The following is a 15,077-nucleotide window of genomic DNA, read 5'->3' as shown; positions in this document are numbered from 1 at the left end:
GATGCGGCGCGCCGGTACTCAGGCAATGCGAAGCATGCGCCTTACATATTAAGCTGACGCTTGTCGACGGCCAGCGCGGCTTCGCGCATGACTTCCGACATCGACGGGTGCGGGTGGCAGACGCGGCCGATATCCTCGCTGGCGGCCTTGAACTCCATCGCCACCACGGCTTCGGCGATCAGGTCCGAAGCGTTGGCGGCAACGATGTGCACGCCCAGGATCTCGTCGGTCTTGGCGTCAGCCAGCATCTTGACGAAGCCGTCGGCGTGGCCCATGCCCAGTGCACGGCCGTTGGCCATGAACGGGAACTGGCCGGCCTTGTACTCGCGGCCTTCGGCCTTGAGCTGGGCTTCGGTCTTGCCTACCCATGCAATTTCAGGGAAGGTGTAGATCACCCACGGAACGCAGTTGTAGTCGATATGCGGCTTCTGGCCGGCGATGCGCTCGGCCACGGCCACGCCTTCGTCCTCGGCCTTGTGCGCCAGCATCGGGCCGCGCACCACGTCGCCGATGGCCCACAGGCCCGGCACCTTGGTGGCGCAGTGGTCGTCCACCTCGATGAAGCCGCGCTGGTCCGCGGCCAGGCCGACGGCGTCGAGGCCCAGGTTGTCGGTATTGGGCACGCGGCCAACCGACACGATCAGGCGATCGACCTCCAGGGTCTGCGCCTTGCCGTCCTTGTCGGTGTACTTGACGGTCACGCCGTTCTTGCCGGTCGTCACTTCGTTGACGTTCACGCCGAGGCTGAACTTCAGGCCCTGCTTGGTCAGCTGCTTCTGCGCTTCCTTGGCCACGCCTTCGTCGGCGGCGCCCAGGAACGCGGGCAGTGCTTCCAGCACGGTCACTTCGGAACCCAGGCGGCGCCACACCGAGCCCAGCTCCAGGCCGATCACGCCGGCGCCGATCACGCCCAGCTTCTTCGGCACTGCGGGGAACTTGAGCGCGCCCTCGTTATCGCTGACCAGGTCGTTGTCGACCTTGATGCCCGGCAGGTGGCGAGCCTTCGAACCGGTGGCGATGATGACCTGCTTGGCGGTCACGACTTCACCGGCAACGTCGACCTGGAAGCCTTCGGCGCTCTTGCCGACGAACTTGCCGTAGCCCTTGAGCAGCGTCACCTTGTTCTTGCGGAACAGGAACTCGATGCCCTTGGTCATCTTGCCGACGATGTCGTCCTTGCGCTTGAGCATCTTGGCCACGTCGACCTTGACGTCGCCCACGGTGATGCCGTGGTCGCCCAGGTGGTGCTGGACGTTCTCGAACTCTTCCGAGGAAGCCAGCAGCGCCTTGGAGGGGATGCAGCCCACGTTCAGGCAGGTGCCGCCCAGGCGGGCTTCGCCCTTGGGATCGTCATACGGGTTGCCTTCGCAGCAGGCCACGTTCAGGCCCAGCTGGCCGGCACGGATGGCGGCGATGTAGCCGCCGGGGCCGGCGCCGATCACCAGCACGTCGAATTGTTTGCTCATGGAAATTCCTTTGTGGGCGCCGGCGACAGCTTGTGCCGACGCGCCTTCATCACGGGGGAAGCGCGCCCCGCGCACGGCAGACGTGCGCGGGGGGACCGTTGATTACAGGTCCAGCAGCAGGCGGGCCGGATCTTCCAGCGCGTCCTTCATGGCCACCAGGCCCAGCACAGCTTCACGGCCGTCGATGATACGGTGGTCATACGACATCGCCAGGTAGTTCATCGGGCGGATCACGATCTGGCCGTCTTCCACCACCGGGCGGTCCTTGGTGGCGTGCACGCCCAGGATGGCCGATTGCGGCGGGTTGATGATCGGGGTCGACAGCATCGAGCCGAACACGCCGCCGTTGGAGATCGAGAAGGTACCGCCGGTCAGTTCTTCCAGCGACAGCTTGCCGTCACGGGCCTTGACGCCGAACTCGGCAATCTTCTTCTCGATGTCGGCCAGGCTCATCTGGTCGGCATTGCGCAGGATGGGCACCACCAGGCCGCGCGGCGAGCCCACGGCGATGCCGATGTCGAAGTAGCCGTGGTAGACGATGTCGTTGCCGTCGATCGAGGCATTGATCAGCGGGAACTTCTTCAGCGCGTGCACCGCGGCCTTGACGAAGAAGGACATGAATCCCAGCTTGACGCCGTGTTCCTTCTCGAAGCGGTCCTTGTACTTGTTGCGCAGGTCCATCACCGGCTTCATGTTCACTTCATTGAAGGTGGTGAGGATGGCGTTGGTCGATTGCGATTGCAGCAGGCGCTCGGCGATACGGGCGCGCAGGCGGCTCATCGGCACGCGCTCTTCCGGGCGGTCGCCCAGCGCGGCGAAGTCGACCGGGGCCGAAACCTGCTGCAGCGCCGGCTTGGCGGCAGCCGGAGCCGGAGCAGCCTTGGCGGCCGGGGCGGCCGGAGCAGCAGCAGCGGCCAGCGCGTCACCCTTGGTGATGCGGCCGTCCTTGCCGGTGCCTGCAACCTGGCCAGCCGACAGGCCGGCTTCTGCCATCAGCTTGGCAGCCGACGGCATCGCCACACCACCTGCGGCGGCAGCAGCGGCCGGTGCCGGGGCAGCGGCGGGGGGGGGGGGGGGGGGGGGGGGCGGCCGGAGCGGCAGCAGCCGGTGCGGCGGCGCCAGCGGTGGCTTCGGTGTCGATCTTGGCGATGATCTCATCGGCCACGACGGTGTCGCCGTCGTTCTTGACGATAATCGACAGGACACCAGCCGACGGGGCCGGCACTTCCAGCACGACCTTGTCGGTTTCGATCTCGATCAGGATTTCGTCCTGTGCAACAGCCTCGCCCGGCTTCTTCTTCCAGTTGAGCATGGTCGCTTCGGCGACCGATTCGGAGAGCTGCGGAACCTTGACGTCAACGATAGCCATGGTTGTGAATTCCTCGTGTTATGCGTGTTGTCTTTATGCTGGCTATGCCACGGCGGCCGTCTGCGCGCGCCGCCGTGGCTGCCGCTTGATTACTTGGTCAGAACAAAGCCCTTGAGCTTGGCGAAGGCAGCATCCAGCAGCGCCTTCTGTTGCTCGTTGTGCTTTGCGTAGTAGCCCACTGCCGGCGAAGCCGAAGCGGGACGACCGGCATAACCGAGCTTCTGGCCATCCGTCATGTTTTCCATGATGTAGTGCTGCACGAAGAACCAGGCACCCTGGTTCTGCGGCTCGTCCTGGCACCACACGATTTCGGTGGCGTTCGGATACTTCTTGAGTTCTGCTGCCACGGCCTTGTGCGGGAACGGATACAGCTGTTCCAGGCGGATCACCGCCGTATCGTTGGCCTCGCGCTCCTTGCGCGTGTTGACCAGGTCGTAATAGACCTTGCCCGAGCACATGATGACGCGCTTGACCTTGCTGGCGTTGAGTTCTTCGTGGTCAGGGATGACCGTCTCGAAGTGGCCCTTGGCCAGGTCCGACAGCGGCGACACGGCGTCCTTGTTACGCAGCAGCGACTTCGGCGTCATGATCACCAGCGGCTTGCGGAACAGACGGATCATCTGACGGCGCAGCAGGTGGAAGATCTGGGCCGGCGTGGTCGGCTGGCAGACCTGCATGTTGTGGTCCGCGCAAAGCTGCAGGAAGCGCTCGATACGGGCCGAGCTGTGTTCCGGGCCCTGGCCTTCGTAGCCGTGCGGCAGCATCAGCGTCAGGCCGGAGGCACGGCCCCACTTCACTTCACCCGACGAGATGAACTGGTCGATCACCACCTGGGCGCCGTTGACGAAGTCGCCGAACTGGGCTTCCCAGATCACCAGCGCATTCGGTTCGGCGGCCGAGTAGCCGTATTCGAAGCCGAGCACGGCTTCTTCGGACAGCACCGAGTCGATCACCGTGAACGGTGCCTGGTTTTCCGACACGTTCTGCAGCGGCACGTAGCTGCCGGCATCCCAGCGCTCGCGGGCCTGGTCGTGCAGCACGGCGTGGCGGTGGGTGAAGGTGCCGCGGCCGGCGTCCTGGCCGGTGATACGCACCGGGTAGCCCGACGACACCAGCGAGGCGAAGGCCAGGTGCTCACCCATGCCCCAGTCCAGCGGCTGGTCGCCGCGGCCCATGTTGGCGCGGTCCTTGACCACCTTCTCCACCAGCGGGTGCAGCTTCAGGGTCTCAGGCGTGGTGGTGATGCGTTCGGCCAGGCGCTTGAGCTCGGTCACCGGCACGGCGGTGTCGGCGGCGTCGGTCCACTTGCGGTTCAGGAACGGCATCCAGTCCACGGCGAACTTGTTCTTGAAGTTCGACAGGACGGGGTCGGCGGTGTGCTTGCCGGCGTCCATCGCGGCGCGGTATTCCTTGACCTTCTCGTCGCCGAACTCGGCCGGGACCAGGTTCTGCGCGGCCAGCTTGTCGGCGTACAGCTTGCGCGTGCCGGGGTGCTGGGCGATCTTCTTGTACATCAGCGGCTGCGTGACCGCCGGGGTGTCCTGCTCGTTGTGGCCCAGCTTGCGGAAGCAGATGATGTCGACCACGACATCCTTCTTGAACTCCATGCGGAAGTCCACGGCCAGCTGCATGGCGTACACCACCGCTTCGGGATCGTCGCCGTTCACGTGCAGCACCGGGGCCTCGATCATCTTGACCACGTCCGTGCAGTACAGCGTCGAACGCGCGTCGCGCGGGTCGGAGGTGGTGAAGCCGATCTGGTTGTTGATGACGATGTGCATCGAGCCGCCCGTGCCGTAGCCGCGGGTCTGCGCGAGGTTCAGCGTCTCCATCACCACGCCCTGGCCGGCAAAGGCCGCGTCGCCGTGCACCTGCACCGGCAGCACTTCCTTGTGGCCGACTTCGCCGCGGCGTTCCTGGCGGGCCTTGGCCGAGCCTTCGACCACCGGGTTGACGATTTCCAGGTGCGACGGGTTGAACGCCAGCGACAGGTGGACCGGGCCGCCTTCGGTCGAGACATCGCTCGAGAAGCCCTTGTGGTACTTGACGTCACCGGCCGGCAGGTCGTCGACGTGCTTGCCTTCGAATTCGGCGAACAGGTCGGCCGGCATCTTGCCCAGCGTGTTGACCAGCACGTTCAGACGGCCGCGGTGGGCCATGCCGATCACGATTTCCTGCACGCCCTTGCTGCCGGCGTGCTGGATCAGCTCGTCCATGGCGGCGATGAAGCTTTCGCCGCCTTCCAGCGAGAAGCGCTTCTGGCCGACGTACTTGGTGTGGAGGAAGCGCTCCAGGCCTTCAGCCGCGGTCAGGCGGTCCAGGATGTGCTTCTTCTTTTCCAGCGTGAACACGGGCTTGGAACGCGTGGTTTCCAGGCGCTCCTGCCACCAGCGCTTCTGCGCCTGATCGCTCACGTACATGAATTCGAAACCGATGGTGCCGCAGTAGGTTTCGCGCAGGTTGTTGAGCAGCTCGCGCAGGCTCATCGACTCCTTGCCAAAGTAGGTATTGCTGGCATTGAAGACGATGTCGAGGTCTGCTTCGGAGAAGCCGTAGAACGCCGGGTCCAGGTCCGGCAGGGGCGGACGCTCCTGGCGCTTGAGCGGGTCCAGGTCGGCCCAGTGCGAACCGATGTTGCGGTAGGCGGCGATCAGCTGGGTGGCAGCGACGCGCTTGCGGCCCATGTCGGAATCGGCCGAGGCAACGATGGTCTTGATGGGGCCTTGCTTGGCGCGCTCGGCGAACGAGGCAACGATGGGGGCGTGGGGGATATCCCGGCCGTTCGAGCCGTCGACCGCAGGAACGTTCTGCATGGCGTCGAAATACGCGCGCCAATTGTCGGGAACCGAGGCGGGGTTCTGGAGGTAGGCCTCGTACAGTTCTTCGACATACGGGGCGTTACCGCCGAAGAGGTACGAGTTGCTCTGATACTGCTGCATCATGGGACGCTCACTATTCTCCGGGAATGCCGGAGTTCAGCGGGTTATTCAACCTTCCGCGACACGGCTTGACCGGTTAGCGGATCGCAAACAACTCTTGGGAGCCCAACTGAGGCGCCTACACAAACGGCACCGCTTGGGTGCCGCGTGTGATGGCTTCCTCACAAGGCCCGAAAGGGCAAGTTGTGCGGGGAAGGACCTAAAGTCTTCACGGCGGTAGAATAGCATGAATTGCCTTTGATCAATGTGGACTTTTCGCGATACGAAACACCCACCCACGACAATTCGGTTCGCAATCAGCGAATTAGCAACACCCGCACAACAATTTGAATCAAGGCGCGATCTGGTCGACGGCGTCTGTGATCAGCCCGTCCAGGCCCCAGGCCAGCAACTGCGCCGCCCGCGCCGGATCGTTCACGGTATAGCAGAGGACCCGGAAACCGGCCGCGTGCGCGGCGGCGATCACGCCGGCATCCAGTTCGCGGTGGTTGGCATCCAGCGCCACGCAGCCCAGCCGGCGCAGCCGCTCCAGCCAGTCCGCGGGCAGCTGGTCGAGCAGCAGCGCGCGCGGCAGGTCTGGCGCGACGCCCGCTGCGGCGGCCAGCGCCTCCTCAGAAAACGATGACAGCAGCGGCGGCACCGCGGCACCCGCCCACAGCGACTGCGCGTCCAGCGCCACTGCCGCACCGGTGCGCGCCTCGGTGCCGGGCACTGGCTTGATCTCGATATTGACCATCAAGCCGTTGGCCCGGGAATAGCGTGCGATGGCCGCCAGCGTCGGCACGGGCTCGCCGGCGAAGGCGGGGCTGTGCCACGTGCCGGCGTCCAGCTGCGCGAGTTCGCCCAGTGTCAGCGCATCCACCCTGCCCTGGCCGCTGGTGGTGCGGTCCAGCGTGGCGTCGTGCATCAGCACCGGCTTGCCGTCGGCCGACAGCTTTACGTCGAACTCGAACATCCGGTAGCCAAAGCCGGCGCCGTGGCGAAGCGCTGCCAGCGTGTTCTCCGGCGCCAGCTTGCCGGCGCCGCGGTGCGCGATATGGCTCGGGTACCGCCAGGCAGTGTCGGTTACGCTGGTCATGTCAGGCCTCGATGCGCTTGCCCGTATCGGGCGCAAAGAAATGCAGGTGCTCCGCCGACGACGTCACCGGCAGGCGGTCGCCGGCGCGCACGTGCGCATGGCTGTCCAGCCGCACCACTACCGCCTGTCCGCCAAGCGAGCCATAGGCGAAGGAATCCGCGCCGAGCGCCTCGACCACGCGCACATCGACTTCGGCGATGGCCTCATGCGCGGCGCACGGCTCGATATGCTCCGGGCGCAGCCCCAGCAGTGCCTGCTCCGGCAGGTGCAGCCCCATCGGCAGGTGCCCCAGCGTGGCATTGGCAGCCTCGCCCTCCTTCGCCACCACGCGCATCTGCGCGCCCGTGTCGCCGCCGGCGTTGCGCGCCACCGGGATCAGGTTCATCGGCGGCGAGCCGATAAAGCCGGCCACGAAGGTGCTGGCCGGACGCGAATAGACTTCCAGCGGCGTACCGATCTGCTCGACGCGTCCGGCGTTGAGCACCATCATGCGGTCCGCCAGCGTCATCGCCTCGACCTGGTCGTGCGTGACGTACAGGCTGGTGGTGCCCAGGCGCCGGTGCAGCTCCTTCAGTTCCAGCCGCATCTGCACGCGCAGCTTGGCGTCCAGGTTGGACAGCGGCTCGTCGAACAGGAACACCGCCGGCTCGCGCACGATGGCGCGGCCCATGGCCACGCGCTGGCGCTGCCCGCCCGACAGCTGGCGCGGCTTGCGGTCCAGCAGCGGCGCCAGCTCCAGGATGCCGGCGGCATGGTTCACCCGCTGCGCGATCTCGGCCTTGGCCATGCCGCGGATCTTCAGGCCGTAGGCCATGTTGTCGTACACGCTCATATGCGGATAGAGCGCGTAGTTCTGGAACACCATGGCGATGTCCCGCTCGGCCGGCTCCAGGTTATTGACGACCTTGTCGCCGATATGGATTTCTCCGCCGGTAATGGTTTCCAGCCCCGCCACCATGCGCAGCAGCGTGGACTTGCCGCAGCCCGAGGGGCCGACGATGACGATGAATTCGCCGTCGGCGATCTCCATGTCGATGCCGTGCACCACCTGGACGCTGCCGGCGTAGGTTTTCTGAACGTTGCGTAGCGACAGTTTTGCCATTGCTGTTGTCCTGCGCGTGGCTCGTGGCCACCGCGCCTTATTTTTCCGTTTCGACCAGGCCCTTGACGAACCACTTCTGCATCAGCACCACCACCACCGCCGGCGGGATCATCGCCAGCATCACGGTGGCCATCACCAGGTTCCAGTCGGTGGCCGCGTCACCCGAGCGCGAGATCATCTGCGTCACGCCCACCACCACCGGCGTCATCGACTTCTGCGTGGTGATCAGCAGCGGCCACAGGTACTGGTTCCAGCCGTAGATGAACTGGATCACGAAAAGCGCGGCGATGCTGGTGCGCGACAGCGGCAGCACCACGTCCCAGAAGAATCGCAGCGGCCCGGCGCCGTCGATGCGCGCGGCCTCGGCCAGCTCGTCCGGAATGGTCAGGAAGAACTGGCGGAACAGGAAGGTGGCGGTGGCCGACGCGATGATCGGGACCGTCAGGCCAAAGTAGCTGTCGAGCATGCCGAGGTCCGACACCACCTTGTAGGTCGGCAGAATGCGCACTTCGACCGGCAGCATCAGCGTGATGAAGATCAGCCAGAAGAAGGTCTTGCGCAGCGGGAACTTGAAATAGACGATGGCAAAGGCCGAGATGATCGAGATCGCGATCTTGCCCAGCGCAATGCCCAGCGCCATGATCAGGCTGTTCTTCATCATGGTCGAGACCGGCGATGCGGCCTCGCCCACGCCCTGGAACAGCACGGTGCGATAGTTCTCGATCAGGTGGCTGCCTGGGATCAGCGTCATCGGCGCGTCCAGCACCTCTTCGGCGGTCAGCGTGGACGCGACGAAGGTCAGGTACACCGGGAACACCACGATCACGATGCCCAGGATCAGCACCGCGTGGCTCAGGAAATCAAGGAAGGGGCGACGTTCTACCATGTGCTGTCTCCGTCAGTACTGGACCTTGCGTTCAACATAGCGGAACTGCACCACGGTCAGCGCGATCACGATCACCATCAGCACCACCGACTGCGCGGCCGAGCCCCCGATGTCCATGCCGCGGAAGCCATCATGGAAGACCTTGTAGACCAGCGTGTTGGTCGAATTGAACGGGCCGCCGTGGGTGACCGCGTCGATGATCGCGAAGGTATCGAAGAACGCGTAGACCACGTTGATCACCATCAGGAAGAAGGTGGTCGGCGACAGTAGCGGGAACATGATCGACCAGAAGCGGCGCCATGGGCCGGCGCCGTCGATCGCGGCAGCCTCGATCAGCGAGCGCGGGATGCTCTGCAGACCCGCCAGGAAGAACAGGAAGTTGTAGCTGATCTGCTTCCAGGCGGCGGCCAGCACCACCAGCAGCAATGCCTGGTCGCCATTGAGCAGGAAGTTCCATTCCACGCCGAGCTTGCGCAGCGCATAGGACACCACGCCCAGCGTCGGGTTGAACATGAACATCCACAGCACGCCGGCCACGGCCGGCGCCACCGCATACGGCCAGATCAGCAGCGTCTTGTAGCCGACGGCGCCGCGGATGATGCGGTCGGCAAAATAGGCCAGCAGCAGCGCGGTAGTCAGGCCCACCACGGTCACGCCCACGGCAAAGATGGCGGTGGTCTGGAACGACTCCACGTACAGCGGGTCGTTCCACAGCATGCGGAAGTTGTCCAGGCCGACGAACTCCAGGTTGATGCCGAAGGCATCCTGCTGCAGCATCGACTGGTACAGCGCCTGCCCGGCGGGCAGGAAAAAGAAGATCAGCGTGATCGCGATCTGCGGCAAGACCAGCAGATACGGCAGCCACGGCGAACGGAAAACGACGCGTTTTTCCATGAACGGATTCCGGCGAATGCCGCGGGTCGCGGCATCGGACTAGGTACGGATGCGGACAGTCCCGATCGGTCCGAAGGGGCCGTCCACAATGCAAGCGGGCGGAGGTTTCGCCACCGCCCGCTTGTCACATCAGCTTGCTGGCTATGCCGGCTTACTCGCGGGCAGTCTTCTGGAAGCGCTCCAGCAGATCATTGCCGCGGGCCACGGCCGAGTCCAGCGCCGCCTTGGGCTCCTTCTTGCCGGCCCAGACGGCTTCCAGTTCCTCGTCCACCACGGTGCGGATCTGCACCATGTTGCCCAGGCGCACGCCGCGCGACTTGTCGGTGGTCTTGACCACCATCTGCTGCACCGACACATCGGCACCCGGGTTCTTGTCGTAGTAGCCCGATTTCTTCGTCATCTCGTAGGCGGCCATCGTCACCGGCAGGTAGCCGGTGGCCTGGTGCCAGTCAGACTGGATCTCGGGGCGCGACAGGAAATTGAAGAACTTGGCCACGCCCTTGTACTCGTCAGGCTTCTTGCCGCCCATCACCCACAGCGAAGCGCCGCCGATGATGGTGTTCTGCGGGGCGCCCTGCACCTCCGGGTAGTACGGCAGCTGTGCCACCGCGAACGCGAACTTGGCGTTCTTGCGGATATTGGCCAGCGATGCCGACGAGCCGGTGAACATCGCGCACTCGCCGTTGTAGAACTTGGCCTGCGACTCGGCCTTGCGCCCGCCGTAGCTGAAATAGCCCTTCTTCACCATGTCCTGCAGGTTGGTGATGTGCTTGACGTGCAGCGGGCTGTTGAAGACCAGGCGCGTGTCGGTGCCGCCGAAGCCGTTGTTCTTGGTCGCATACAGCGTGTTGTGCCAGGCCGAGAAGCTCTCCAGGTGGACCCAGCCCTGCCAGTCGGTGGTGTAGGCGCAGTTGGTGCCCGAGGCCTTGAGCTTGGCCGAGTACTGCATCACCTCGGGCCAGGTCTTGGGCGGTTTTTCCGGATCCAGGCCGGCCTTCTTGAAGGCGTCCTTGTTGTAGTAGAACACCGTGGTCGAGCTATTGAACGGGAACGACAGCATCTCGCCCTTGGACGAGGTGTAGTAGCCCGCCACCGCCGGGATATAGGCCTTCTGGTCGAACTTCTCGCCGGCGTCCTTCATCACCGCCGACACCGGCTTGATCGCGCCCTTGGCGCTCATCATGGTGGCGGTGCCCACTTCAAACACCTGCAGGATGGCGGGCGAGCCACCGGCGCGGAAGGCCGCAATGCCCGCAGCCATGGTTTCGTCGTAGTTGCCCTTGTTGACCGGCACCACCTTGTATTCGGACTGGCTGGCGTTGAACTTGTTGGCGATCTCGTTCACCTTGTCGTTCAGGGCCCCCTGCATGGCGTGCCACCACTGGATTTCAACGGCGGCGTGGGCGCTGCCGGCCCCGGTCAGGGCCGCCAGCGCTGCGAGTTTGAGCACGGTACGGGATAAGGACATCGGTGGCTCTCCTTTGGTCTGTCTGTTCCGGTCGGTCGAAAATCCGACAGTATGTGATTTTTTTGTGACAGCGGCATGTTACGCCTGTCGCACCTGCGCTAGCAAATCAGCAGATTCACCAGTATGGCCAGTACGATGCCTTTTGCAGTGCAATAAGGGAAATTGCCGCCAGATCCGCGGTTACAATGGCCCGCCATGCAATCCCTGAACAAGCTCTCTAATTCCGTGCTGCAGCGCGTGCGCGGCGTGCTGACCGACATCGACGGCACCCTGACCACCGACGGGCGGCTGCCGGCCTCGACCTACCTGGCGCTCGACGGGTTGCGCCGCGCGGGCCTGCACGTGATCCCGGTCACCGGGCGCTGCATCGCCTGGGCCGAGATCCTGACCCGGCTGTGGCCGGTCGACGCCATCATCGGCGAGAACGGTGCGTTCTACTCGCACCTGCACAACGGCCGCCTGCAGACCCGCTTCCTGGACGATGCCGCCACGCGCGCGCGCAACCTGGCGCGCATCGAAGCGCTGGGCCAGCACATCGTGCGCGAAGTGCCGGGCTGCGCGCTGGCCTCGGACCAGGCCTGGCATGCCGCCGACCTGGCCATCGACCATGCCGAGGACGTCGCGCCGTTGCCTGCAGACGCCGTGGCCCGCATCGCCGCCATCATGCGCGAGGCCGGCATGACCGCCACGGTCAGCTCGATCCATGTCAACGGCTGGTTCGGCCTGCACGACAAGCTGTCGATGAGCAGGCTGTGCGTGGCCGAACTGCTGGGCGAAGACGTGGACGCGCGCCGCGACGAATGGCTGTTTATCGGCGATTCGGCCAACGATGCCAGCATGTTCGCCCACTTTCCGCTGTCGGTTGGCGTGGCCAATGTGCGCGACATCCTGCCGCAGCTGCCGGTGCCGCCGGCCTATATCACCGCAGCGGCCGGTGGCGAGGGCTTTGCCGAGATGGCGCAGCGGCTGGTCGAAGCGCACGGCTGAATACCCCACGCATAACAAAAAAACCGGCCGGGAAAGTCCCGGCCGGTTTTTCTTGTCACCCGCCCTGCCCTGGCTCAGTCGAACCCAAGCTCCTGCAGCTTGCGCGTGATGGTATTGCGCCCGATCCCGAGCCGGGTCGCCGCCTCGACGCGGCGCCCGCGCGTGACACCCAGCGCGGCCTCCAGCACCGCCTTCTCGAAGCGGCGCGTCAGCACATCCATGACCTCCGGCTGGCCGGCTTCGAGCATTGCCCGTGCCTCGCCGGCGAGCAGGCTTTCCCAGCCGGCCGGGGCCAGGGCCGGGACCACCGTCGCCACGGACGCGGGCCGGACTGCGGTGGCCGTGTCGGCCTCTGCCACCGGCGTCGCATACCCGCCGTAGTCGGCCAGGTCAGGCGCGCTTTCATACTCGGGCGCACGCGCTTCGGCAACGCGCTCGGGCCGCGGCGCATTGACCGGCTCGCTGGTGCCGGCTTCCAGCATCTCGCGTGGCAGGTCCTTGACCTCGATGGTCTGGGCCGGCGCCATCACGGTCAGCCAGTTGCACAGGTTCTCCAGCTGGCGCACGTTGCCGGGGAACGGCAGCGTGCTGACATAGGCCAGCGCTTCGTCGGACATGCGCTTGGGCTCGACGCCCAGTTCCTTGGCGCTCTTCTGCAGGAAATGACGCGCCAGCAGCGTGATGTCCTCCGGGCGTTCGCGCAGCGGCGGCAGGCGCAGCCGGATCACGTTCAGGCGGTGGAACAAGTCCTCGCGGAACAGCCCTTCCTTGACGCGCAGCTCCAGGTTCTGGTGGGTGGCGGCAATCACGCGCACATTGGCGCGCAAGGGGTTGTGGCCGCCGACACGATAGAAGTTGCCATCGGACAGCACGCGCAGCAGGCGCGTCTGCAGGTCGAACGGCATGTCGCCGATTTCGTCGAGGAACAGCGTGCCGCCCTCGGCCTGCTCGAAGCGGCCGCGCCGCATGGTCTGCGCACCGGTGAAGGCGCCGCGCTCATGGCCGAACAGTTCGGATTCGAGCAGGTCCTTGGGGATGGCTGCGGTATTGAGCGCGATAAAGGGCCCGTTGGCGCGCGGGCTGTGCTTGTGCAGCGCGCGTGCGACCAGCTCCTTGCCGGTGCCGGACTCGCCGGTGATCATCACCGTCACGTTGGACTGCGAGAGCCGGCCGATGGCACGGAACACGTCCTGCATCGCCGGCGCCTGGCCGAGGATCTCGGGCGCATCGACGAGGCGGTCGTCCAGCTCTTCCTCACGCAGGCTTTCTTCCAGCGCGCGGCGGATCAGCTCGACCGCCTTGTCGACATCGAAGGGCTTGGCCAGGTATTCGAAGGCGCCGCCCTGGAACGCGGCCACGGCGCTGTCCAGGTCCGAGTAGGCCGTCATCACGATGACCGGCAGGCCCGGATGCCGCGCCTTGATGGCCTGCAGCAGGTCCAGGCCCGATCCGCCGGGCATGCGGATATCCGATATCAGCACCTGGGGCTGGTCTTCTTCCAGCGCGGCCAGCGCATCCCGCACATTGGTGAAGCTGCGCGAGAGCAGGCTTTCACGGGCCAGGGCCTTTTCCAGGACCCAGCGGATTGATTGATCGTCGTCGACTATCCAGATCGGCTTCATGTGCGTCGCTTGTCTGCTCGGTGTCATTTGGTCTTCCGCATGCCCGGCCACGGCGGATGCACCATCGCTCGCGGACGCCGGCAAAAGCTAGTGCAGCGGCAGCAGGATGCGGAAGTCGGTACAGCCCGGCCTGCTCTCGCATTCGATCAAGCCCTCGTGCTGCTGCACGAAGGTTTGAGCGAGTGTGAGACCGAGTCCGCTGCCGCCATCCCTGCCCGATACCAGCGGATAGAAGATGCGTTCGCGGATGTCTTCGGGAATTCCCGGGCCGTTGTCGATGACATGCAAGTCCAATGCCAGCTTGAACAAGCGCTTGGCAATCGTGACCTGGCGCGCCACGCGCGTGCGCAGCACGATCTGCGCATCGCCGCGCGCCATGCGGTCGGCCAGCGCCTGCGCGGCGTTGTGCACGATGTTGAGCACGGCCTGGATCAGTTGCTCCATGTCGCCCTGCAGCTCGGGCAGGCTGGCGTCGTAGTCGCGCACGATCTCCAGCCCGTTGGGAAACTCCGCCAGCACCACCGAGCGCACGCGCTCCAGCACTTCATGGATATTCAGGCTGGACACGATATGCGGATGCCGGTGCGGCTCCAGCAGCCGGTCCACCAGCGTCTGCAGCCGGTCCGATTCCTTGATGATGACCTGCGTGTATTCGCGCAGCGAGCGCTCCGGCAGCTCGAACTCCAGCAGCTGCGCCGCGCCGCGGATGCCACCCAGCGGGTTCTTGATTTCGTGGGCCAGGTTGCGGATCAGTTCCTTGTTGGCCGAGGTCAGGTCCAGGATGCGCTCTTCGCGTTCGCTGCGCACCTTCTGTTCGTTGGGCAGGATTTCCACCACCACGGTGTCGCCCACCGCTTCCAGCGCGGAGATCACCACGTGCACATGGGCCGGCTCCTGCAGCGGCGGGTGCAGGATCAGGTCCTGCCGGCGCACGTCGAACTGCCGCGTGACCACGGTGTCGATCATGCTGTGCAACTCGTCGGAACGCCCGAACAGGTCAGGCAGCGTCAGCTCCACCATGCCCTTGCGCGACACGCCGAAGGTGGCTTCAGCCGCCGGGTTCGCAAAGACCACGCGCAGCCCCGGCTGCTGCACCAGCAGCACCGGGTTGGCCATTACGTCCAGGCCGGCATGGAACGCCACGGCGCCCATGGTCAGCACCTGGGCGCTGCCTTCGGCCGGCGCCGCGTCAGCCGCCGGCGATTCGCCACGGGCGCCGTCGGCACCGCCGGCCTTGCGCGACACTCCGCGAATCAGGCGACGCAT

General features: G+C 65.4%; 10 protein-coding genes and 1 pseudogene. 1 reads left to right on the top strand and 10 read right to left on the bottom strand.

Annotated features, from left to right (window positions below; translation table 11 throughout):
• Positions 1-41: 41 nt before the first annotated feature.
• The 8 genes and pseudogenes from lpdA to ugpB form a co-directional block, all read right to left on the bottom strand.
• Positions 42-1,466 carry a dihydrolipoyl dehydrogenase gene (gene lpdA, locus AC3WON_RS16500; protein ID WP_492319908.1) on the bottom strand — a complete coding sequence of 475 codons (1,425 nt, stop codon included), beginning with the start codon at positions 1,464-1,466 and terminating at the stop codon, positions 42-44.
• A 102-nt stretch (positions 1,467-1,568) separates the two neighbouring features.
• Positions 1,569-2,835, bottom strand: a pseudogene (gene odhB / locus AC3WON_RS16495) (2-oxoglutarate dehydrogenase complex dihydrolipoyllysine-residue succinyltransferase).
• 89 nt (positions 2,836-2,924) lie between these two features.
• A complete protein-coding gene (locus AC3WON_RS16490; protein WP_492319906.1) occupies positions 2,925-5,777 on the bottom strand; it encodes a 2-oxoglutarate dehydrogenase E1 component in 2,853 nt (950 codons plus the stop codon).
• 328 nt (positions 5,778-6,105) lie between these two features.
• A complete protein-coding gene (ugpQ, locus tag AC3WON_RS16485; RefSeq protein WP_492352276.1) occupies positions 6,106-6,852 on the bottom strand; it encodes a glycerophosphodiester phosphodiesterase in 747 nt (248 codons plus the stop codon).
• A gap of 1 nt (position 6,853) precedes the next feature.
• Positions 6,854-7,954 (bottom strand): sn-glycerol-3-phosphate import ATP-binding protein UgpC, encoded by a 1,101-nt coding sequence (locus AC3WON_RS16480; RefSeq protein ID WP_010809462.1) that lies wholly within the window; start codon positions 7,952-7,954, stop codon positions 6,854-6,856.
• 37 nt (positions 7,955-7,991) lie between these two features.
• Positions 7,992-8,840, bottom strand: coding sequence for a sn-glycerol-3-phosphate ABC transporter permease UgpE (gene ugpE, locus AC3WON_RS16475; protein ID WP_010809461.1), 849 nt, complete (start codon positions 8,838-8,840; stop codon positions 7,992-7,994).
• Positions 8,841-8,852: 12 nt separating this feature from the next.
• On the bottom strand, positions 8,853-9,734 hold the full coding sequence (gene ugpA, locus AC3WON_RS16470; RefSeq protein ID WP_010809460.1) for a sn-glycerol-3-phosphate ABC transporter permease UgpA: 882 nt from the start codon (positions 9,732-9,734) through the stop codon (positions 8,853-8,855).
• A 151-nt stretch (positions 9,735-9,885) separates the two neighbouring features.
• Positions 9,886-11,202: a sn-glycerol-3-phosphate ABC transporter substrate-binding protein UgpB gene (gene ugpB, locus AC3WON_RS16465; RefSeq protein ID WP_492352275.1), complete on the bottom strand. Its 1,317-nt coding sequence runs from the start codon at positions 11,200-11,202 to the stop codon at positions 9,886-9,888.
• Positions 11,203-11,397: 195 nt separating this feature from the next.
• On the opposite strand from ugpB, the gene AC3WON_RS16460 reads away from it, so the two are divergent.
• Positions 11,398-12,189 (top strand): HAD-IIB family hydrolase, encoded by a 792-nt coding sequence (locus AC3WON_RS16460; protein WP_492319903.1) that lies wholly within the window; start codon positions 11,398-11,400, stop codon positions 12,187-12,189.
• Positions 12,190-12,263: 74 nt separating this feature from the next.
• Here the strand turns inward: AC3WON_RS16460 and ntrC are convergent, their stop codons facing one another.
• Both ntrC and glnL read right to left on the bottom strand, forming a co-directional pair.
• Complete coding sequence (gene ntrC, locus AC3WON_RS16455; RefSeq protein WP_492319902.1) at positions 12,264-13,811, bottom strand: nitrogen regulation protein NR(I); 1,548 nt, start codon at positions 13,809-13,811, stop codon at positions 12,264-12,266.
• A gap of 87 nt (positions 13,812-13,898) precedes the next feature.
• Positions 13,899-15,077, bottom strand: a complete 1,179-nt coding sequence (glnL, locus tag AC3WON_RS16450) for a nitrogen regulation protein NR(II) (RefSeq protein ID WP_492352274.1) — start codon at positions 15,075-15,077, stop codon at positions 13,899-13,901.

This window comes from Cupriavidus sp. FW305-46 (assembly GCF_058787075.1).
Note: the sequence above shows the minus strand (reverse complement) of the source record. Positions and strands in the feature narration are given on the sequence as shown.

Bases quoted from the DNA above. Each gene is read 5' to 3' on its own strand.
- ugpA (WP_010809460.1), bottom strand. From the start codon at position 9,734: ATGGAAAAACGCGTCGTTTTCCGTTCGCCGTGGCTGCCGTATCTGCTG.
- glnL (WP_492352274.1), bottom strand. From the start codon at position 15,077: ATGCGTCGCCTGATTCGCGGAGTGTCGCGCAAGGCCGGCGGTGCCGAC.
- AC3WON_RS16490 (WP_492319906.1), bottom strand. From the start codon at position 5,777: ATGATGCAGCAGTATCAGAGCAACTCGTACCTCTTCGGCGGTAACGCC.
- lpdA (WP_492319908.1), bottom strand. From the start codon at position 1,466: ATGAGCAAACAATTCGACGTGCTGGTGATCGGCGCCGGCCCCGGCGGC.
- AC3WON_RS16480 (WP_010809462.1), bottom strand. From the start codon at position 7,954: ATGGCAAAACTGTCGCTACGCAACGTTCAGAAAACCTACGCCGGCAGC.
- AC3WON_RS16460 (WP_492319903.1), top strand. From the start codon at position 11,398: ATGCAATCCCTGAACAAGCTCTCTAATTCCGTGCTGCAGCGCGTGCGC.
- ugpE (WP_010809461.1), bottom strand. From the start codon at position 8,840: ATGGTAGAACGTCGCCCCTTCCTTGATTTCCTGAGCCACGCGGTGCTG.
- ntrC (WP_492319902.1), bottom strand. From the start codon at position 13,811: ATGAAGCCGATCTGGATAGTCGACGACGATCAATCAATCCGCTGGGTC.
- ugpB (WP_492352275.1), bottom strand. From the start codon at position 11,202: ATGTCCTTATCCCGTACCGTGCTCAAACTCGCAGCGCTGGCGGCCCTG.
- ugpQ (WP_492352276.1), bottom strand. From the start codon at position 6,852: ATGACCAGCGTAACCGACACTGCCTGGCGGTACCCGAGCCATATCGCG.